The organism is Haloferax gibbonsii (assembly GCF_001190965.1).
Taxonomy (GTDB): Archaea; Halobacteriota; Halobacteria; order Halobacteriales; family Haloferacaceae; genus Haloferax; species Haloferax gibbonsii.
This window is the reverse complement of sequence record NZ_CP011947.1, coordinates 640,706-658,872: the sequence shown is the minus strand read 5'-3', so window position 1 is coordinate 658,872 and position 18,167 is coordinate 640,706. Positions and strand designations below refer to the sequence as shown.

Sequence of the window (18,167 nt, the reverse complement as noted above, 5' to 3'; positions counted from 1 at the left end):
CGTCCACCGAATGACGGACTTCTCCCCAATCTGCGAATGACTTTTCCGTCATGCCCCCAATCCGTGCTATGTGTTACCAATGATTGGATGTGGGTGGAACGAAACGATGAGCGTAGGAGCCGTCTCGGCGCGACGCCGGGGTCACCATGTCTGAGTCGACGGTCGACCCGCTCCGGCGAAGCGTCGAAGTCGAGTACTGGGTCACCGACGGCGACGGGTCGCTCACCGACCCGGGCGAGCTCGTCGACGCCTCGCCGGGGGCCGAGCGGGAGTTCGTCGAGCCGGTGTTGGAGGTGAAGACGACGCCGTGCGACTCGGCGGCCGAGTTGCGCGAGGAGCTGTACGAGCGGCTCGGCGACGTCCTCTCGCGGGCCGAGGACGTCGGAAAGCGGCTCGTCCCGCTCGCCACGCCGATTAGCACCGAGACGGTGACGGAGCGTCAGAGCGACCGAACCCGCATCCAGAACCGCGTCATCGGGTCGGACTTCCGGTACGCGCGGCACTGCGTGGGGACGCACGTCCACGTCGAACAGCGCCCCGGCCGCGAGATCGACCAGTACAACGCGCTCGTGGCGCTGGACCCCGCGCTGGCGCTGGTGAACTCCTCGCCGTACTACGACGGGACGCGGTTGGCGGCGGGCGCGCGGTCGAAGCTGTACCGCCGGATGGCCTACGACGACGTGCCCCACCAGGGCCGGCTGTGGCGCTACGCCGACGACACGCGGGAGTGGTCGCGCCGCCTCGAACGCCGGTTCGAGGAGTTCGTCGTGCGCGCCGAGGAGGCGGGCGTCGACCGGGCGACCGTCGAGGCGAACTTCGACCCCGAGAGCGCGGTCTGGACGCCGGTGCAACTCAGAGCCGAGTTCGGCACGGTCGAGTGGCGCTCGCCGGACTGCGCGCTCCCGAGCGACGTGCTCAGGCTGGCGAACAGCGTCGCGGGCGTGGTGAACCGCCTCGACGACGCGGCCCTCGCAATCGAGGGCGAGGCCGGCGGCGTGACGGACGACCGGGTCGTCCTCCCCGAGTTCGACGCGGTTCTCGGCTACGTCGACGCCGCCATCGAGGACGGCCTCGACTCCGAGGCGGTGCGGTCGTACCTCGACCGGATGGGGTTCGACGTGGACGCGTACAGCCCTGTGTCGCACGAGGTAGCCGACCGCGAGACGGTCACGGCCGCCGAGGCGAGAGAGGCGCGACTGGCTCACGCCGACCGTCTCGAACAAGACGTGCGGAGCGCGGTCCGGCAGTAAGCGATAAACCGCCGCGAGCGTCCGCGAAAAGACGGAACCGGAAGCCGAAGCGGTCGCTTACTGCTGGATGAGGCTCGCGCCGTCGAGTTCAGTGCGGCTGTACTCGATGTCCATGAGGTCGAGGATGGTCGGCGCGATGTCGTAGAGGTCGGCGTCCTCGATGACCGCACCGGGGTCGTCGACGTAGAGCGTCGCGTTGTCGAACGAGTGCATGCCGTTGCGGGGGCCGACGCCGAACACGTCGTCGTGGCCCTTGAACCCGGACTTCAGGTCGAAGCCGTGGTTCGGGATGACGACGAGGTCGGGGGCGATGTCGTCGTGGTCGCCGCGGAAGGCGTCCTCCTTGACGACGACGCGGTCTGCGACCTTGTTGCCGTCGGGGCCTTCGAGCGCTTCGAGTTCGGCCTTGAGCTCGTCGCGGACGTCCTCGTACTCCGACTGCGGGACCGACCCGCGGGGCTCGCGCCCTTCGAGGTTGATGAAGAACCGGCCGGGGATGAGCGAGTACGCCTTCGAGTCTTTGTCGATGTCCGAAAGCGAGTCGTGGTCGTCGTCCTCGTAGGAGAGCCAGCCGTTCTCCTCGAGCCACGTGTTGCAGTGGACCTCGTAGTCGAGGGAGGTAAAGCCGTGGTCGGACGCGACGATGAGCGTCACGTCCTCGGGGAGGGCGTCGCGGATGCGGCCGAGGTAGTCGTCGACGGTGCGGTAGAAATCCATGAAGGCGTCCTTGTTCTTCCCGTCGCGCTCGTAGTCCTTGAACAGGAAGTGGTTGACGCGGTCGGTCGTCATGAAGACGCCGAAAAAGAGGTCCCAGTCGTCCTGGTCGATGTAGCGCTCGAACGCCTCGTAGCGCCGGTCGAGCGTCTTGCGGGCGTCCTCCATGAACGCGGTCTTGTCCTCGTCGTGACCGAGCTTCGCGTTCACGTCGATCTTGTAGTTCATCTCGGAGAGCGCGTCGCGGAAGTCGTCGGGGTAGGCGGCCTTGTCGACGCCGGGCGAGAGGAAGCCCGAGACCATGCGCTGGACGTTGCGCTGGGGCGGGAACGTCACGGGGACGTTCATCACGGTGGCCTTGCGGCCGGCGTCGGTGACGCGGTCCCAGACGCGGGTGGCCTGCACGTCCCGACCCATCGGGACGTAGGTGTCGTAGGAGCCGACCTCACGGTCCTGGAAGCCGTAGACGCCGGTCTCGCCGGGGTTGACGCCGGTCGTGAGCGCCGGCCAACACGCCGAGGACTCGGGCGGGACGATGCTGTCGATGTCGCCCGCCGAGCCCGCGTCGGCCAGCGCCGCGAAGTTGGGGAACTCGTCGGGATGCTCAGAGAGGAGAGTGAACGGAACCCCGTCGATGCCGATGAAGGCGACGCGGGGGTGGTCTTTGCCGCGGAGTCGGTCGAACAAACCCATACCTCACGGTATCCAAGAGAACCATAAGAAGGTTCGTCTCTCCGCCGGAGTTTGCGACGAGAGACGACGGATACGGGGCCGCTGTCGGAGAAAGCGGCGAATCTCACCGGACGAGGGCGGGGCGCTACCACCGACGACGACGTGTCAGACGCGAATCAGGCTATCTCGACCGGCCGGGCAGCCCGCGTGCGGGACCGTCCGCGCAGCCTAGACCCGCGGCTGCCCGGGCATCGAGAACGGGCGCTCCTGAGCGACGGCGGTCCGACCGCTGACCCGAAGTTCGCTCGCGACGACGAACGCCAGCCCCCACGCGACGAGCGCGACCGCCCACATCGACCCCACGCTGGACACCTGGGTCGGGAAGACGAGCGAGACCGCGCCGAAGTAGACGGCGAGGCCGCCGGTCAGCCACGCGACGAAGCGGTGTCCGGGCGCGCCCGCGGCCGCGACGAGACCGAGCAAGAGCAGTCCGATTGCCATCGTCGTCATCTCCATGTAGTGGCCGGCGACGGCGTGAACGTCGCCGGTCGCCTGCAGACCGAACTGGTTGACCGCGAACGCGAGCACCGGGAGCGCCGCGACCGCGACGAGGCCGAGGAGCGCCGGGCTGTAGTCGTCGCCGACCGAGATGACGTCCCGTCCCGCGGGATGGAACAGTAGCATCAGCCCGGTGAGCACGAAGAAGGGGACGACCTCCTCGACCGGCCCGCCGCCGACGATAGTGCCGACGAGGACGAGCGTCGTCACGGCGAAGGCCACCTGCATGAGTGCGACCCGCTTCAGCGGACGGTACAGTTGGCTCGCGACGCCGAGGATGATTATCCAGACGTTCGCCGCGATGACCATCACGTGCAGGCGGTGTTCGGCGAGCACGTCGCCGCCCGCGCCCCAGCCGACGACGGCGAACGAGAGCAGTTCGCTGACGAAGACCGCCGCCATCCCGAGCGTCACGACCGCGAGCAGGTAGAACGCGTACAGCCGGGCCCGACCGAACGCGGTCGACGAGTCGCCGGCGTCCGGAGCGTCGGTACTACTATGTTGATTGGTACCAATAGACATGGTTCAGGAGAGAGTACGACGGCCGAGAGAATAACCGTTATTCGGGGGTTTCGGACCTGTTTCTCCGCCGGACGCTCAGCGAGTCGAGAGAGTCGGGTCGGAACGGGCGAAGGAGCGAAGTGCCGCGCGGGACAACGACCGGACGTGAAGGAGTTCGAGCGTAAACAGCTCTTGGAGCGCGTCAATCGGGAAGGTGCGACCGTCGGCACGCAGATTCCCGACCGCATCGAGGTCCAAGGCGAGGAGATAGACCTCAGGGAGTTCGTCTTCGAGATCAAGCGCCGCGACACCATCCCCTCGGGCGAGCGGGAGCGCGTCGACCAGGCGAAGCGGAACCTCCGCCGCGAGCGCCTCGAACGGCTCCAGCGAATCGAGGACAACGAGGTGAGCTACGACGAGGGGCGGCGGCTGGCCGAGGACATCGTCGGCATCGACCGGGCGTTGAACGCCCTCGAACAGCTTCGGGCGGTCGACCTCGAACAGGAGGAAAACCGCCAGAACGCCGCGGACCAGAAGCGGTGGATGAGCTTCCTGAAGAAGGCGCTGGGGCGCGACGGCGGCAAGGGCAAACGGGGCGGCCGATGAGCCGAAACGACGAGATAGCGAGCCTGCTGGAGGAGTTCGCCGACCTGTTGGAGGCGAAGGACGTGGCCTACAAGCCGTCGAGCTACCGCCGCGCCGCCGAGAACGTCCGCGAGCATCCGAAGCCCGTCGAGGAACTCGCCGCGGAGGGCGAAGACGCGGTCCAAGAGATAGACCGCGTCGGCGACGCCATCGCCTCGAAAATCGTCGAGTACGTCGAGACCGGCAGCATCGAGGAGTTGGAGGAGCTCCGCGCGGACCTCCCGGTGGACATGGCCGGGCTGACGAGCGTCGAGGGCGTCGGCCCGAAGACGGTCGGCAAACTGTACGAGGCGCTCGGCGTCGCCGACCTCGACGACCTCGAAGCGGCCGCCCGCGACGGGGAGATACAGGAGGTCAAGGGGTTCGGCGCGAAGACGGAGGCGAACATCCTCGACGGCATCGAGTTCGCCCGCGAGGCGACCGGCCGCGAACTGCTCGGGAAGGCGCGACCCGTCGCCGACGACCTGCTTTCGTACCTCGGCGACCACGACGCCGTCGGCAGGGTCGAGCCCGCGGGGTCGATGCGGCGGTGGCGCGAGACGGTCGGCGACATCGACGTGCTCGCCGAGAGCGCCGACGCCGAGGCGGTCATCGACCGCTTCCTCGCGTGGGACCTCGTCGGCGACACCATCGAGGCGGGCGAGCAGAAGGCGAGCGTCCGGGTGAACGGGATGCGGGTCGACCTCCGGGTCGTCGCCCCCGCGGAGTACGGCGCGGCGCTCCAGTACTTCACCGGGAGCAAGGACCACAACGTCCACCTCCGCAACATCGCCATCGACCGCGGCCTCAAGATGAACGAGTACGGGATGTTCGACGTCTCCGACGTGGACGCCCCCGACGACGGCCCGCGGGCCGGAACCCGCGTCGCCGGCGACACCGAGGAGTCGATGTACGCCGCGCTCGACCTCCCGCTCGTCCCGCCGGAGCTGCGCGAGGACACCGGCGAAATCGAGCGCGCCGCCGACGGCGACCTGCCCGACCTCGTCGCGGAGGGCGACCTCCGCGGCGACCTCCACACCCACACCGACTGGTCCGACGGCGACAACACGGTCGCCGAGATGGTCGCGGCCGCCGAGGAACGCGGCTACGACTACCACGCCGTCACCGACCACGCCACCGGCCCCGGCATGGTCGGCGGCGTCGGCGTCGAGGACGACGACCTACTCGACCAGATCGACGAGGTTCGGGCCGTCGCCGACGACGCCGACATCGCGGTGTTCACCGGCGTCGAGGCCAACATCGACGCCGAGGGCGGCATCTCCGTCGCCGACGACGTGCTCGACCGACTCGACGTGGTGGTCGCCTCGCCACACAGCGCGCTCGACCAGGACCGCGAGACGGCCACCGAGCGACTCGTCACCGCGATGGAACACCCCGCGGTGGACATCCTCGGCCACCCGACCGGTCGGCTCATCAATCAGCGCCCCGGCCTGCCCCTCGACTACGAGCGACTCGCCGAGGCCGCCGTCGAACACGGGGTCGCGCTCGAACTCAACGCCAGCCCGTACCGCCTCGACCTGAACGGCGAGGCGCTCAAAATCGCCGTCGAGGCGGGTGCAACGGTCGTCATCGACACCGACGCCCACCGACCGAGCGAACTCGACCACGCCCGCTACGGGGTCCACACGGCCCGCCGCGGCTGGGTCGAGACCGCGGACGTGTTGAACGCGCGGTCGGTCGAGGGACTGTCCGACTTCCTCGCGTGACCGACGACATCGGGTCAGACCACCCCGGTACGGTCGCCTCGGGGGTCGAGAGGGCGGCACCCGGCGACACCGCGCTCCTCTTGGACGTGATGCTCGGCAAGCTCGCCACGTACCTTCGGATGTGCGGCTACGACGCCGCCTACACCCTCGACGGCGGCGGCGAGGCGGAGGATTCCGAAGACACCCCCGAGCACCGAACCGACCCCGGCGACGACAGCCTGCTCGCGCGGGCGGACGCCGAGGACCGCGTCCTCCTCACCCGCGACGTGCGACTGGCCGAGCGAGCCCCGCGGAGCGTTCTCCTCGCCGAGCGGGAGCCAATCGCGCAACTCCGCGAACTCGAATCGGTCGGCTTCGCGGTCTCGCTGGACGAGGAGCCGTCGCGGTGCGGCGTCTGTAACGGCCGCGTGGAGGCCGTCGGCCGCGACGAACCGGTCCCCGACTACGCGCCCGACCCGAAGGAGACGGCGCTGTGGCGGTGTCGCGACTGCGGGCAGGTGTTCTGGCGCGGGAGCCACTGGCGCGACGTGGAAGCGAGATTGGACGGCGGAGAACAGTAAGCGGAACGCGGTCGTCGGTCGTTCGGGTCGGCGGCGGGACTACTCGCGGCGGCGCGGGAACCACTCGTCGCAGGCTTCCATGTCCCGCATCATCTCGTCGTGGGCCGCGCAGTAGGGCTTGAGCCCGTCGGAGGTGCGGACGTACTCGAAGTACGTGCAGTTGCCGCAGTAGCGGTCGCCGACCGTGGCGTTCGCCGGGCGGTCCGCGGCGGGGTGGTCGGCCGCGCCGGCCGGCGAGCGCTCCGATTCCGCCGACTGGACGGTATCGACGCCGGACTGCCCCGTCGCCGAGGCGTCGGGGGCGTTCGACCCGTCCGACGACGTCGAGGCCGAGGCTGAGGACGAAGCCGAGGGTTCGACGTCGAGCGGGGTGATGTCCTGCGTCGACGCGCCGCCGTCGGTCGCGCCGGCGGTCGGGTCGGCACCGGCGGTCGACTGGTTCGTCTGCGTCTGAACGTCGCCGTCGGGCGTGCCGCCGAGGAAACCGATGCCGCCGAGGCCGCCGCCGGACTTCTCGACTTCGACGACGCGGGTCTCGCCCTTCTTCGTCACTTGGACCGTGGCCGTGCCGCCGGGGTCGTTCCGCGTCTTGAAGTTGGCGACGCCGACGAACAGACACCAGAACGTCGTGAGCGTGCCGAAGAAGTAGACGGCGACGGTTTCGAGGGTGAGGTCGGGAAGGCCGGCCCCGCAGGTCGCGCCGGTCCACTGACACGGGTAGGCGTGCGAGAAGAGCGCGACGCCGAGAACGGCGATGCTCGCTCCGATGAGCGACGCGGCGCGGGTTCGACGGCTCGCGGGGAGGACAGCGAGGACGCCGAGGAAGACGGCGGGGACGCCGATGCCTCCGAGGATGCCCCCGAGTTCGCGCGCTTCGCCGAGGGTCGCCCCGCCGGACGTGTACACGTCGGTCGTCGCGACGACGATGCCCGCGACGACGAGCAACACGCCGAGGAGAAACCCCCCGAAGCCCAGGGACAGCCGTCGGAGACTCGGCCCGCCCCGGCCGCCGTGGTACGCCTCCGAAAGACTGGTCATGGCCCCGACTACGAAAGCAGCCCCTAAAACGATGCGTCAGACGATTATCTGTTTCTCGACACGTCGCGGGCTGTCGATATCCGCGCGTCGGCCCGCCGGACGCGTCGCCGGCCCGTCATCGTCGCATGCGAATCTCGAAGGGATTATCATGCGCGGTGGCTAACCCTCGCGCATGGCTGACGAGGAAGCAGACGAGGCACCCGCCGTCGAACTCGGTACGGGCGCGTCCGTCGAAGGTGCGCCCCTCGCGCGCGTCGCCTCCCGACTGACGTGGCCGCAAGAAAAGAGCAGCATCCTGAACAAAGAAGGCGACGCGGTCATCCGCACGCCCGACGGTCCCCAGAGCCTCGAAGACGTGCTCGCCGAGGCCGACGAGACCTACTTCGAGACGCGACAGACCTTCGTCGACGACGTGCTCGACATCGTCGGCCGCGACCCCGTCCAGACGGAATAACGGTGTTGCGCCGCCGGCTCGCCCGCCTCCCGTGGCTCTACCGCGCCCTCATCGTCGGGGGCGTCGTCGGGGCCGCGTGGAGTCTCTGGCCGCTTCCCGCCGGCGACCTCACCTACCGCGCGGTCCACGACGCCCTCCTGTTCATCCTCGTACCCGGAGCGCTCGCGCTCGCCCACGGTCGCAACCTCGGCTGGAACGTCGACCGGGCGGCGCTCCGCAACACGGTTCTCCTCGCGCTGTTCGTTCTCCCGTTTTACCTCGTCGGGTCGAGCCTGCCGTCGATTCGGGCGTACTACCCGATGTGGCACACCTCGACCGCCCTCGCCGACTTCCTCCCGCACGCGGCCCAGCAGTTGCTCGTCGTCGTCGCGGCCGAGACGTACTACCGCGGCCTGCTCTGCGTCGGCGTCCGCGAAATCGGCCGGAAGAGCGCGCTCATCAGCCCGGTGCTCTACGCGTTTCACCACGTCGGCAAGCCCCCGATAGAGATTCTCCTGTCGGCACCGACGGACGTGCTCTTCGGCCTCGTCGACTACGAGAGCGACTCGATTCTGCCCTCCATCGTCGCCCACGGCGGGGGGCTCATCCTCTTGGACTGGCTCGTGCTCCACCCGCCGCTGTTCCCCCCCGAGCGGGTCGCCGCGGCGCTCCAGTGGCTCCCGATTCCGCTATGAGCGACGGTGGCGGAGACCGCAAGGACCGGTCTGCGGCCGACGACCCATATCCGTCGCTCGGCCTCGCCCGCGGCACCGTCGAACTCGCCGCGCACGACCCGCGCTGGCGCGAGGCGTACGAGCGCGAGGTCGAGCGCCTGCGACCGCGACTCGGTGGCGCAGGAGGCGGCGACAGCGTCCGATTCGAACACGTCGGGAGCACCGCGGTTCCGGGGCTGGCCGCGAAACCCATCGTCGACCTGCTCGTCCTCGTCTCCGACCTCGACGATGCCGAGGGCGTCGCGCGGGCGCTCGAAGCCGCGGGCTACGAGGAGCGCCCCGACGACGACGTTCCCGACCGCCGATTTTTCGTCCGCGGCCCGCCCGAGCAGCGGACGCACTATCTCTCCGTGACCGAAGTCGGGAGCGACTGCCACCGCGAGCAGGTCACCTTCCGCGACGCGCTCCACGCAGACGACGACCTCGCGGCCGAGTACGAGCGACACAAGCGCAAACTTGCCGAGGCGCACCCCGACGACCGGAGTCGGTACACGAACGCGAAGGCGTCGTTCGTCGAATCCGTGCTCGACGACGCCGCGTCGTGGGAAGGCGACGACTCGCTCGTGTAGGTCGAGCACACTACCATAGCTTTTCCCCGCCGGGGAGTCAAGGGTGGGTCATGGCACTCCCAATCGACCCCAGCGCCATCAAACCGGAAGACATCGGCGAGGAACGCGTCGTCCTCGAGATGGAACACGAGGCGGCAATCGAGCGCGTCCGCGAGGCGTTCACCGACGCCGGGTTCGGTGTCGCCACCGAATTTTCGCCCTCCGAGATGCTCAACGAGAAGGTCGACGCCGGCCGCAGCCCCTACTACGTCCTCGGCGCGTGTAACCCGAACATGGCGGACCGCGCGCTCGACGCCACCGACAAGAAGATGGGCGGGCTCTTCCCGTGCAACGTGGTCATCTGGGAGGAGGAACCGGGCAAGCAGGTCGTCTACCACCTGAGCATCATGCGCGTCGCCCGGCTCATCGGTATCGCGCCCGACAACGACGAGATGGCCGACATCATCGCCGACACGGGCGAACTCGTCGAACAGGCGCTCGCCAACCTCGACGCGGCCGAGGCATAATCGAGGTCACCGAGCGTATCCAGCCGTCTCGACTTACAACCCGTCTCGCGCGTCCACCGCGTCCGCGATGCGCTTGACGTCGCCGCGAATCTTGTACAGCAGGTAGAGCGCGACGAGCGCCGCGACCACGGGGAGGAGCGCGAAGATGCCGTAGATGAGGATGATGATGAGCAGTTCGGGACCGCCGGGTACCTGTAACGGGACCATGCGGGAACGTATTATCCGACTGTCAAAATACGTTGCTCACGTGAAGTCGAAGATGTCGGTCTGGAGGCCGGCGGCCATCGTGGACTTCCGCCGGAGGTCCGCGAGCGAGACGGGGAGGTACTCCGTCACGTCGCGGACGGCGTCGCCGAACGTCTCGGCGTCGGCCGTCTCGCCTTCGAAGGCGTGGCGGATGGACTCGCGTATCTGCCAGACGCCGACCGGCCCCCAGTAGTCGTCGGAGACGTGTCTGATGACGAGCGCCTTCGCCTGTCGGCCGCGCTCCTGGAGGTGTTCGAGGACGCCGAGTCGGGAGGCGTGGTACGCGCCGGCCGTCTCGTTCACGTAGCCGGTCCGGCCCTCGTAGCCCTCGCGGTCGGCCGCGAGGTACATCCCCGCCTCGGGGTCGGGGTTCCAGACGCTCCCCGGCGCTTTCAGCTCTATCAGTTCGAACTCCCAGCGCCCCGGCGCGAGGATGACCCAGAAGGCGTTGCCGATGAACTCGTTGCGGTAGATTTCGACGCCGTCGACGCTGTCAGCGTGTTTGACCTGTCCGCGGAGGTACTGGCCGAGCGTGTCGTCGACGGCGGTGATGGACCACCGCGTCGGGACGAGTCGGCGCTGTTCGGTCTGGCCGAGCGCGCCCGCAGAGAGGATGGTGTTGATGTCGTACACGTCGAAGCCGCGGCGGTAGAGGTACGTCATCGCGCCCTCGGCGTTCCAGTCGTCGTCTTCGAGCGTCTTTTTCACCAGTTTGGGGACGTGCGGGTTCTCCGCGAGGTCGGCGGAGCGGGCGCGGGCCCGCGGGCCGACGGGGGTCGCCACGTCGTCGGCGCTGGCGTCGAGGTCGAGCGACGGCTTCCCGTCGAGACCGATTTCGACCGTCACGGGGCGGTCGGCGATGGCGACCTCGCGTTGCGTCCCGAGGAAGCCGTCCCACGAGTCGGCGACGTTCGTCACCTTCGTCCCGCGGTTTGAGTTCAGAAGCGAGGTGCGCCGCTGGAACACGTCGTCGATGCTCACGCCCTCGTCGTACCACGCGGCGCTCGTCTCGAACGACGCCGCGTCCTCGTCGTGGCCGACCGGCGAGAGGATGCCCGTCGAGACGTTCGGATAGTTCGACCGCCCGACGAAGATAGACGGGGAGACGCCGCCGTACAGCGAGTCTCCCTGCACCGTCTCCTCGAACCGGTCTTGGAACGTCTCGAGGTGGTCGAGGATGCCGTAGGACTTCTCCTCGGCGAGTCGCCGCCGCTCGGCGCGCTCGTCCCGCTCGATGTCCATGTACTCGTCGAGCCGCATTCACCGGACGTGGGTCGCCCGCGGGTATGAACCTTCGGCGACGCGTCCGGGGTCAGAAGGGGATGCGACTCGCGCGGGTGGGGCTCAGGTGTGGATGCCCATCGCTTCGATCTGCTCTTGGTAGCGGTTCCGGATGGTGACTTCCGTCACCTGCGCGACCTCGGCGACCTCGCGCTGGGTCTTCTTCTCGTTGCAGAGAAGCGACGCGGCGTAGATTGCGGCGGCCGCGAAGCCGGTCGGCGACTTCCCGGAGAGAAGCCCCTGTTCCGCGGTCGTCTCGATAATCTCGTTCGCCTTCGACTGGACCTCCTTCGAGAGGTCGAGTTCGGACGAAAACCGCGGGACGTACTTCTTCGGGTCCACCGGCCGCATCTCCAAGCCGAGCTCCTGGGAGATGTAGCGGTACGTGCGACCGATTTCCTTGCGCTCGACGCGAGACACCTCGGAAATCTCTTCGAGGGAACGAGGAATGCCCTCCTTGCGACAGGCGGCGTAGAGCGCCGAGGTGGCGACGCCCTCGATGGAGCGCCCCCGAATCAGATCCTCGCTGAGCGCGCGGCGGTAGATGACCGAGGCGACCTCGCGGACCGACCGCGGGACGCCGAGCGCCGAGGCCATGCGGTCGATTTCGCTGAGCGCGAACTGGAGGTTACGCTCGCCGGCGTCCTTCGTGCGGATGCGCTCTTGCCACTTGCGCAGGCGGTGCATCTGCGACCGCTTCTTCGAGGAGATAGAGCGGCCGTAGGCGTCTTTGTCCTTCCAGTCGATGGTCGTCGTCAGCCCCTTGTCGTGCATCGTCTGCGTGGTCGGCGCGCCCACGCGAGACTTCGACTGCCGCTCGGAGTGGTTGAACGCCCGCCACTCCGGGCCGGGGTCGATGCGCTCTTCTTCGATGATGATGCCGGTCTCTTCGTGAATCAACTCGCCGTCGCCGGTCCGAACGACCTCCTCGGGGTCGAGGTCGTCGAGGTCCAACTCCTCTTCTGATGTCTCGTCGTCCTGTGACTCGTCTCCCCATCGAGTCCGGTCGTGCTCACGCTCCCGCTGGCGGGTAGGCCGTTTCATCGCATTTATATATTGTCTATTTCCTTGCACTTCAACCTTTGGCGGGGTTCGTCGGCGTGTCGTCGTGCCCGCAGCGACGAACGGAGCGCCTTTACCGGATCACCGGTGAGGTGACGGTATGCCGACCGTCGAGTGCGACCCCGACGAAGCCCGAGGACGACTCGAAGCCGCGGGCGTGTCCGTCTCGCCCGGAAACACCGACCACGAGCGGTGGCGCGCCGAACGCGGCGACGCCAGCGCGGTCGCCTACGACGGGAAAGTCGTCGTACAGGGGTCGCGGCCGACCGACCTGCTCGCGCTCATCCAGCCGAAAGGCGGCCGCGCGCACGTCTACTTCGACGGCGCGAGCCGCGGGAACCCCGGCCCCGCGGCCATCGGGTGGGCTATCGTGACCAGCAACGGTATCGTCGCCGAGGGCTCGAAGCGAATCGGCGAGACGACCAACAACCGCGCGGAGTACGAGGCGCTCGTGGAGGCGCTGTCGGTCGCCGAGGAGTACGGGTACGACGAGATCGACGTGCGCGGCGACTCCCAACTGGTCGTCAAGCAGGTCCGCGGCGAGTGGAACACGAACGACCCCGGTCTCAAAGAGCGCCGCGTGAAGGCCCGAGAGCTGCTGTCGGCGTTCGACCGCTGGTCGCTGGAGCACGTACCGCGAGAGATAAACGACCGCGCCGACTCCTTAGCCAACGAGGCCCTCGACCATGCCTGAGCCAGAACTTCCCGAAGACGTGCTCTCCGAGGCCGAACGGCTGACGCGGCTGGCCCGCGACGCCGTGGACCCCGACGAGGCGGCGACGTATCGGTCCGTCCGCGACGACCTCGTGAGCGAGTACGAGTTCCGCGCGCGACACCGCGAAGAGGACGACGTGTTGGTGCTCCACCCCGACGAGTGGGTCGACGACGACGGGGTCGTCGACCCCACGGAAATCGACGATGTCGACCGCGGAATCGAACGCCCCCTGTCTGGGGCCGGAGAGGACCACGAGTGGGGCGCGGTCGAAGAGCACAACGCGGCGTACGTCGAGACCGTCGCCGAGGAACACGGCGCGGACCACGCGGCGAACGCGCGGGCGTTCGCGGACTTCCTCGGGAACCACTACGTCCGGCGAGTCGAGATGGCTGGCGCTCCCGAAGTGCGCGAGTTCGTCGAAGAATATTATCCACGCAACGCGTGGCCGACCGCGGAACAGCGGTCGTTGTTGCCGGAGTCGCTCGAGTTGCTCTTCGACGCCGCAGACGCCGAAGTGCCCGAATACAACTGAGCGAACCCCGCGGTTCGTGCGGTGTGTGCAGCCGATTACAGCTTGGCTTCGACGAGCTCCGAGACCATCTCGGCGCGCTCGTCGTCGGTGACGAACTTCGAGAGCATCCAGTCGAAGCGGTCGAGGACCGCCTGGAGGCCGTCGTCGGTCAGTTCGTACTGGTTCGTCCGCTTGTCGAGTTCGCTCTTTTCGACCAGCCCCATCTCGACGAGGTCGTCGAGGTTGGGGTACAGACGCCCGTGGTTGACCTCGGTGTCGTAGTACGATTCGAGGTGACGCTTGATAGCCAGGCCGTACATCGGTTCCTCGGCGAGAATGACGAGGATGTTCTGTTGGAACGCGGTGAGGTCCCGAGCCGCACCGGATTTGTTGCCAATTGTTTGTGCCTCTGACATGCATATGGAAATGTCACCTTCCTATTTAAACTTTGTCAACGAGCAGTCTGTTTCGCCGTCGTACGGAGGCCCATTATTCAAAGAAATTGGGGCAGAGCGCACACGAGTGCCGGGTATTGCACAGAGTCGAGTCACGGCGACAAAGGGAAGACGACGCAGCGTCGCCGAGCGGGCATACCCGGGGAATATCTCAGACGCATAGGAGTAGCGTCGTGGGATTCTGTGGGGAATACCTCCAGATATAGAGGGGTTCGAAGCGGCCGACGGGACCCGGATGACAGCGGTACGAGACCAATCCCGAAAGGACTTTTGCCCGCATCGAGGATGGGTTCGGTATGGTGAACCTCTGGGAAGACATGGAGACCGGCCCCGACGCGCCGGACGAAATCTACGCAGTTGTCGAGTGTCTCAAAGGCGAGCGCAACAAGTACGAGTACGACAAGGACATCCCCGGCGTCGTCCTCGACCGCGTGCTCCACTCCAACGTCCACTACCCGTCGGACTACGGCTTCATCCCGCAGACGTACTACGACGACGAAGACCCCTTCGACGTGCTCGTCCTCGTCGAGGACCAGACGTTCCCCGGCTGCGTCATCGAGGCCCGCCCGGTCGCGCTCATGAAGATGGACGACGACGGCGAGCAGGACGACAAGGTCATCGCCGTCCCCATCGAGGACCCCCGCTACGACCACATCGAGGACCTCGAAGACATCCCGCAGCAGACGCTCGACGAGATTGACGAGTTCTTCGCGACCTACAAGAACCTCGAGGCCGGCAAGGAAGTCGAGACGCTGGGCTGGGAGGACAAGCAGGCCGCCAAGGACGCCATCGAACACGCGATGGACCTCTACGAAGAGAACTTCGCGTAAGCGACTCCGCCGCGCGCTTTTTCGACGTCGACTTCGAGTCGGAGCGTCGCCGCCGACCTCGGCGTCGACTCCCGAGACGCGTCCGACGGAAACCGACCAGCGTCGGCGACGCGGATACCCGACAGTTATCGCCGCCGCATCGACCGATAAATTATGCGCATGGGTAATCTTTAGTCCCTGTGTCGGGTACGTCGAGACGAGCATGGCAGCCAAGCAACCCCGTCTCGGGCTTCAGCACCCGACCGTCGTCCCCACGAACTTCACGCCCGCCGACGAGGCGGACGAAGACGCCGAGGAAGCGTCCTCCGAAGACGCGTAACCCCGAATTTCTCGCGCGACGACCGCCGAGCGCGACACGATGTCTACGCCGCCGACAGCCACGCGGCCGCCTCTGACAGATGGGGCGCCCCATCGACCGAAGCGACGAAACACCTGAATCTACCGCTCGTTCGCTGTATGTTCACACTCCACATCCATGAGGGAACCCCTTTTTATCTCGCCGCTGTAAGGCGTTGGTAATGCCTATCTGCGACGTGTGCGGCAAGGACGAGAGTCTGCCGTACCGCTGTTCACGGTGTGGCGGGACGTTCTGTTCCGAACACCGCCTCCCCGAGAACCACGACTGCGCGGGGCTCTCCGACTGGGACGACCCCGCCGGCGTCTTCGACAGTTCCTTCGACGATTCGGTGAACAATCAGGGCGGCCGCGGCGGCGGACTGCTCAGTTCGCTCACGGGCGCAGGCGGCGTGCTCGGCTACTTCCGCGGGAACGTCACGTACCTGTTTCTCGCGCTGATGTGGCTCACGTTCTTCGCCCAACTCGTCTTGGAGCAGTTCCTCGGCCTCCCCTCCCTCTCGATTAGCGCCTTCTACCTCACGAGCATTCACCCCGAGTACGTCTGGACGTGGGTCACCTCGATATTCGCCCACGGCGGCTTCTACCACATCGTCGGCAACTCCATCGTGCTGTTCTTCTTCGGCCCGCTGGTGGAGCGCTACGTCGGCTCGCGGAAGTTCGCGGCGCTGTTCCTCGTCAGCGGGATGCTCGCCGGACTGGCGCAGGTCGGCTCGTCGATGCTCCTGTCGCCGGGAAGTGTGAGCGCCGTCGTCGGCGCGAGCGGCGCCATCATGGCCGTCCTCGGCGTTCTGACGGTGCTGAATCCGGGGCTTCGAATCTATCTGTACTTCATCATCCCCGTGCCACTGTGGCTGTTCACGCTCGGGTTCGCCGGCATCTCGGTGTTCTTCTTCGTCAGCCAGAGCGCCGACGGCATCGCCCACTTCGCGCACCTCATCGGCCTCGTCATCGGCCTCGCCTACGGCCAGCGGGTGAAGGGCCAGCGGAAGGTCCCCTCGCAGCTCTCGCTCGGCGGGCGCGGTCCCGGCGGTCCCGGCGGCCCCGGTCGCGGCCGGTTCTGAGATGCGTCCGGCCCGCCCCGAACTCGCGCCGCGCCCCGGCCTCTCGCGCGACGAGATGGAGTCGCTCCAGCGCCGCGTCGCCGAGGCCGCCGTCTTCGAGGACGACCTCCCGTTCGACCCGACGCGCGTCTCGCTCGACTCCCGGGAGACGGAAAACGAGACACTCACGGACGCGACAGCGCCCGGCGGTGACGACGACACCGACTCGGAACCACCGCTCGTCGCCGGCATCGACCAGTCGTTTCTGGACGACCGCGCGCTGAGCGCCGTCGTCGTCCTCCGCGGCGGCGAGGTCGTCGAGCGCGTCCACGCCGTCTCCGACCTCGATTTACCCTACATCCCCGGTCTGCTCTCGTTCCGCGAGGGCGGTCCCATCCTCGACGCACTCGCCGAACTCGACCGCGACCCCGACCTGCTCGTCTTCGACGGCTCCGGCCGCATCCACTTCCGACAGGCCGGCCTCGCCACCCACCTCGGCGTCGTCTGCGACGTACCGAGCATCGGCGTCGCCAAGTCCCTCCTCTGCGGGACGCCGGACGAGGACGTGGACGGCCGGCCGGAGGGCTGGCGAACGCCGATTCGCGCCGACGACTCGGTCGACCCGGTCGGCGGCCACCCCGCCAGCCCCGAGACGACCATCGGCTACGCCTTCCAGTCGCGGCAGTACGACTCGCGGCCCATCGTGAACCCGCTGTACGTCAGCCCCGGCCACCGCCTCTCTGCGGCCACGACCGTCGACCTCGTCTCCCGGCTCTCGGGGCAGTACAAGCTCCCCGAACCGACCCGGTTGGCCGACGCGTACGCCGACGAGGCGAAGGCGCAGTACGAAGACTGAGACGCGACCGCGGCCCAATCGTGGCGAACCGCGTACACTTAACAGCGCGCGGTTCGACCTACCGACGTGCATCAAAAGACGGTCCTCATCACCGGTTGCTCCTCGGGAATCGGGCGCGCGACGGCGCTCGACTTCCTCGACGAGGAGTGGGAGGTTTACGCCACCGCCCGGAACCCGGCCGACATCGAGACGCTGGGGGAACGCGGCGCGAACATCGCGACGCTCGACGTGACCGACCAGGGGGACGTCGACCGCGTGGTCGACCGCATCGCCGACGAGCAGGGCCGAATCGACTGCCTCGTCAACAACGCCGGCTACGGTCAGATGGGCCCCGTCGAGGACGTGCCGACCGAGAAGGTCCACGACCAGTTCGACGTGAACGTCTACGGCCCCCACCGACTCATGCGCGCCGTGTTGCCCCACATGCGCTCGCAGGGCGACGGCACCATCGTCAACGTCTCCAGCGTCGTCGGCCGCGTCGCCTTCCCCGGCACCGGCGTCTACGCCGGCTCGAAGTTCGCCATCGAGGCGATGACCGACGCGCTCCGCACCGAGGTCGAGGAGTACGGTATCGACGCCGTCCTCATCGAACCCGGTCCGGTCGAGACGCAGTTTTCGAACCGCGTGGACGACGAGGTCAACGGCAACGGCGAGGACGCCGACGGCCTCGACCGCTCCGGCGCGTACGAGAAGCTCTACAAACTGTTCGACGACTCGCAGGCGCTCGGCGGCGGCGGTCCCGGCGCGATTCCGCCCGAGCGCGTCGCAGAAGACATCGTCAACGCCGCGAGTTCGACCAAGCCGCGGGCGCGCTACCAGCCCGGAACCGTCGCCCGCGTCGGCGTCCTCGCGCGCTTCCTGCCCGACGCGTGGCGCGACGCGCTCTACGGCTTCGCTCGCAAGCTTCCCTGAATTCGTCGCGGTCGGC

Annotated in this window: 21 protein-coding genes; 14 read left to right on the top strand and 7 right to left on the bottom strand. The window is 67.8% G+C overall.

What is annotated here, in order from left to right:
- Positions 1-146: 146 nt before the first annotated feature.
- A complete protein-coding gene (locus ABY42_RS03540) occupies positions 147-1,250 on the top strand; it encodes a glutamate-cysteine ligase family protein (RefSeq protein ID WP_050458732.1) in 1,104 nt (367 codons plus the stop codon).
- Positions 1,251-1,307: 57 nt separating this feature from the next.
- Here the strand turns inward: ABY42_RS03540 and ABY42_RS03535 are convergent, their stop codons facing one another.
- Positions 1,308-2,657, bottom strand: a complete 1,350-nt coding sequence (locus ABY42_RS03535) for an alkaline phosphatase family protein (RefSeq protein WP_050458731.1) — start codon at positions 2,655-2,657, stop codon at positions 1,308-1,310.
- A 207-nt stretch (positions 2,658-2,864) separates the two neighbouring features.
- Complete coding sequence (locus ABY42_RS03530) at positions 2,865-3,716, bottom strand: hypothetical protein (protein WP_050458730.1); 852 nt, start codon at positions 3,714-3,716, stop codon at positions 2,865-2,867.
- Between the two features lie 144 nt (positions 3,717-3,860).
- Here ABY42_RS03530 and ABY42_RS03525 point away from each other — a divergent pair, with 144 nt between their 5' ends.
- Genes ABY42_RS03525 through ABY42_RS03515 form a run of 3 tightly spaced genes read left to right on the top strand, consistent with a single transcriptional unit; the run spans position 3,861 to position 6,606 of the window.
- Positions 3,861-4,301, top strand: coding sequence for a DUF5788 family protein (locus tag ABY42_RS03525; RefSeq protein ID WP_004972771.1), 441 nt, complete (start codon positions 3,861-3,863; stop codon positions 4,299-4,301).
- Entirely contained in the window at positions 4,298-6,046 is a 1,749-nt protein-coding gene (polX, locus tag ABY42_RS03520) for a DNA polymerase/3'-5' exonuclease PolX (RefSeq protein WP_050458729.1), read from the top strand. The genes ABY42_RS03525 and polX overlap by 4 nt, the downstream gene beginning before the upstream one ends.
- The gene (locus ABY42_RS03515) at positions 6,043-6,606 is read left to right on the top strand and encodes a Mut7-C RNAse domain-containing protein (protein ID WP_050458728.1); all 564 of its coding nucleotides are present in this window, start codon (positions 6,043-6,045) and stop codon (positions 6,604-6,606) included. Before polX ends, ABY42_RS03515 begins: the two co-directional genes overlap by 4 nt.
- Positions 6,607-6,645: 39 nt before the next feature.
- Here the strand turns inward: ABY42_RS03515 and ABY42_RS03510 are convergent, their stop codons facing one another.
- Entirely contained in the window at positions 6,646-7,644 is a 999-nt protein-coding gene (locus ABY42_RS03510) for a DUF7139 domain-containing protein (protein ID WP_004972781.1), read from the bottom strand.
- 172 nt (positions 7,645-7,816) lie between these two features.
- Here ABY42_RS03510 and ABY42_RS03505 point away from each other — a divergent pair, with 172 nt between their 5' ends.
- The 4 genes from ABY42_RS03505 to ABY42_RS03490 are packed head-to-tail and all read left to right on the top strand — an operon-like array spanning position 7,817 to position 9,886.
- Positions 7,817-8,098: a DUF5789 family protein gene (locus tag ABY42_RS03505; protein ID WP_004972783.1), complete on the top strand. Its 282-nt coding sequence runs from the start codon at positions 7,817-7,819 to the stop codon at positions 8,096-8,098.
- A 2-nt stretch (positions 8,099-8,100) separates the two neighbouring features.
- Positions 8,101-8,772 carry a CPBP family glutamic-type intramembrane protease gene (locus ABY42_RS03500; RefSeq protein WP_049904948.1) on the top strand — a complete coding sequence of 224 codons (672 nt, stop codon included), beginning with the start codon at positions 8,101-8,103 and terminating at the stop codon, positions 8,770-8,772.
- On the top strand, positions 8,769-9,380 hold the full coding sequence (locus ABY42_RS03495) for a GrpB family protein (RefSeq protein ID WP_050458727.1): 612 nt from the start codon (positions 8,769-8,771) through the stop codon (positions 9,378-9,380). The genes ABY42_RS03500 and ABY42_RS03495 overlap by 4 nt, the downstream gene beginning before the upstream one ends.
- A gap of 50 nt (positions 9,381-9,430) precedes the next feature.
- A complete protein-coding gene (locus tag ABY42_RS03490) occupies positions 9,431-9,886 on the top strand; it encodes a DUF302 domain-containing protein (RefSeq protein ID WP_050458726.1) in 456 nt (151 codons plus the stop codon).
- A 33-nt stretch (positions 9,887-9,919) separates the two neighbouring features.
- On the opposite strand, the gene ABY42_RS19710 is transcribed toward ABY42_RS03490, so the two are convergent.
- The 3 genes from ABY42_RS19710 to ABY42_RS03480 form a co-directional block, all read right to left on the bottom strand.
- On the bottom strand, positions 9,920-10,093 hold the full coding sequence (locus ABY42_RS19710; protein ID WP_004972794.1) for a hypothetical protein: 174 nt from the start codon (positions 10,091-10,093) through the stop codon (positions 9,920-9,922).
- 36 nt (positions 10,094-10,129) lie between these two features.
- Positions 10,130-11,392 carry a DNA repair protein NreA gene (gene nreA, locus ABY42_RS03485; protein WP_004972796.1) on the bottom strand — a complete coding sequence of 421 codons (1,263 nt, stop codon included), beginning with the start codon at positions 11,390-11,392 and terminating at the stop codon, positions 10,130-10,132.
- Positions 11,393-11,476: 84 nt separating this feature from the next.
- Entirely contained in the window at positions 11,477-12,457 is a 981-nt protein-coding gene (locus ABY42_RS03480; RefSeq protein ID WP_042663705.1) for a transcription initiation factor IIB, read from the bottom strand.
- Between the two features lie 118 nt (positions 12,458-12,575).
- Here ABY42_RS03480 and rnhA point away from each other — a divergent pair, with 118 nt between their 5' ends.
- The gene (rnhA, locus tag ABY42_RS03475) at positions 12,576-13,169 is read left to right on the top strand and encodes a ribonuclease HI (protein ID WP_004972799.1); all 594 of its coding nucleotides are present in this window, start codon (positions 12,576-12,578) and stop codon (positions 13,167-13,169) included.
- Positions 13,162-13,722 carry a DUF7108 family protein gene (locus tag ABY42_RS03470; RefSeq protein ID WP_004972801.1) on the top strand — a complete coding sequence of 187 codons (561 nt, stop codon included), beginning with the start codon at positions 13,162-13,164 and terminating at the stop codon, positions 13,720-13,722. Before rnhA ends, ABY42_RS03470 begins: the two co-directional genes overlap by 8 nt.
- Before the next feature lie 35 nt (positions 13,723-13,757).
- Here the strand turns inward: ABY42_RS03470 and ABY42_RS03465 are convergent, their stop codons facing one another.
- Positions 13,758-14,117, bottom strand: a complete 360-nt coding sequence (locus tag ABY42_RS03465) for a PadR family transcriptional regulator (protein WP_004972802.1) — start codon at positions 14,115-14,117, stop codon at positions 13,758-13,760.
- Positions 14,118-14,452: 335 nt separating this feature from the next.
- Between ABY42_RS03465 and ABY42_RS03460 the strand changes: the two genes are divergently transcribed.
- The 4 genes from ABY42_RS03460 (at position 14,453) to ABY42_RS03445 (ending at position 18,151) form a co-directional block, all read left to right on the top strand.
- On the top strand, positions 14,453-14,986 hold the full coding sequence (locus ABY42_RS03460; RefSeq protein WP_004972805.1) for an inorganic diphosphatase: 534 nt from the start codon (positions 14,453-14,455) through the stop codon (positions 14,984-14,986).
- A gap of 518 nt (positions 14,987-15,504) precedes the next feature.
- Positions 15,505-16,404 (top strand): rhomboid family intramembrane serine protease, encoded by a 900-nt coding sequence (locus ABY42_RS03455; protein WP_050458725.1) that lies wholly within the window; start codon positions 15,505-15,507, stop codon positions 16,402-16,404.
- Position 16,405: 1 nt separating this feature from the next.
- Positions 16,406-17,239 carry an endonuclease V gene (locus ABY42_RS03450; RefSeq protein ID WP_050458724.1) on the top strand — a complete coding sequence of 278 codons (834 nt, stop codon included), beginning with the start codon at positions 16,406-16,408 and terminating at the stop codon, positions 17,237-17,239.
- Positions 17,240-17,305: 66 nt separating this feature from the next.
- Positions 17,306-18,151 carry an SDR family oxidoreductase gene (locus tag ABY42_RS03445; RefSeq protein ID WP_004972811.1) on the top strand — a complete coding sequence of 282 codons (846 nt, stop codon included), beginning with the start codon at positions 17,306-17,308 and terminating at the stop codon, positions 18,149-18,151.
- Positions 18,152-18,167: the final 16 nt, after the last annotated feature.

What these genes read in the sequence shown, in the direction of transcription:
- ABY42_RS03490 (WP_050458726.1), top strand. Translation starts at nt 9,431, where the DNA reads ATGGCACTCCCAATCGACCCCAGCGCCATCAAACCGGAAGACATCGGC.
- ABY42_RS03505 (WP_004972783.1), top strand. Translation starts at nt 7,817, where the DNA reads ATGGCTGACGAGGAAGCAGACGAGGCACCCGCCGTCGAACTCGGTACG.
- nreA (WP_004972796.1), bottom strand. Translation starts at nt 11,392, where the DNA reads ATGCGGCTCGACGAGTACATGGACATCGAGCGGGACGAGCGCGCCGAG.
- ABY42_RS03480 (WP_042663705.1), bottom strand. Translation starts at nt 12,457, where the DNA reads ATGAAACGGCCTACCCGCCAGCGGGAGCGTGAGCACGACCGGACTCGA.
- ABY42_RS03455 (WP_050458725.1), top strand. Translation starts at nt 15,505, where the DNA reads ATGCCTATCTGCGACGTGTGCGGCAAGGACGAGAGTCTGCCGTACCGC.
- ABY42_RS03530 (WP_050458730.1), bottom strand. Translation starts at nt 3,716, where the DNA reads ATGTCTATTGGTACCAATCAACATAGTAGTACCGACGCTCCGGACGCC.
- polX (WP_050458729.1), top strand. Translation starts at nt 4,298, where the DNA reads ATGAGCCGAAACGACGAGATAGCGAGCCTGCTGGAGGAGTTCGCCGAC.
- ABY42_RS03510 (WP_004972781.1), bottom strand. Translation starts at nt 7,644, where the DNA reads ATGACCAGTCTTTCGGAGGCGTACCACGGCGGCCGGGGCGGGCCGAGT.
- ABY42_RS03535 (WP_050458731.1), bottom strand. Translation starts at nt 2,657, where the DNA reads ATGGGTTTGTTCGACCGACTCCGCGGCAAAGACCACCCCCGCGTCGCC.
- rnhA (WP_004972799.1), top strand. Translation starts at nt 12,576, where the DNA reads ATGCCGACCGTCGAGTGCGACCCCGACGAAGCCCGAGGACGACTCGAA.
- ABY42_RS03465 (WP_004972802.1), bottom strand. Translation starts at nt 14,117, where the DNA reads ATGTCAGAGGCACAAACAATTGGCAACAAATCCGGTGCGGCTCGGGAC.
- ABY42_RS19710 (WP_004972794.1), bottom strand. Translation starts at nt 10,093, where the DNA reads ATGGTCCCGTTACAGGTACCCGGCGGTCCCGAACTGCTCATCATCATC.
- ABY42_RS03450 (WP_050458724.1), top strand. Translation starts at nt 16,406, where the DNA reads ATGCGTCCGGCCCGCCCCGAACTCGCGCCGCGCCCCGGCCTCTCGCGC.
- ABY42_RS03495 (WP_050458727.1), top strand. Translation starts at nt 8,769, where the DNA reads ATGAGCGACGGTGGCGGAGACCGCAAGGACCGGTCTGCGGCCGACGAC.
- ABY42_RS03460 (WP_004972805.1), top strand. Translation starts at nt 14,453, where the DNA reads ATGGTGAACCTCTGGGAAGACATGGAGACCGGCCCCGACGCGCCGGAC.
- ABY42_RS03470 (WP_004972801.1), top strand. Translation starts at nt 13,162, where the DNA reads ATGCCTGAGCCAGAACTTCCCGAAGACGTGCTCTCCGAGGCCGAACGG.
- ABY42_RS03540 (WP_050458732.1), top strand. Translation starts at nt 147, where the DNA reads ATGTCTGAGTCGACGGTCGACCCGCTCCGGCGAAGCGTCGAAGTCGAG.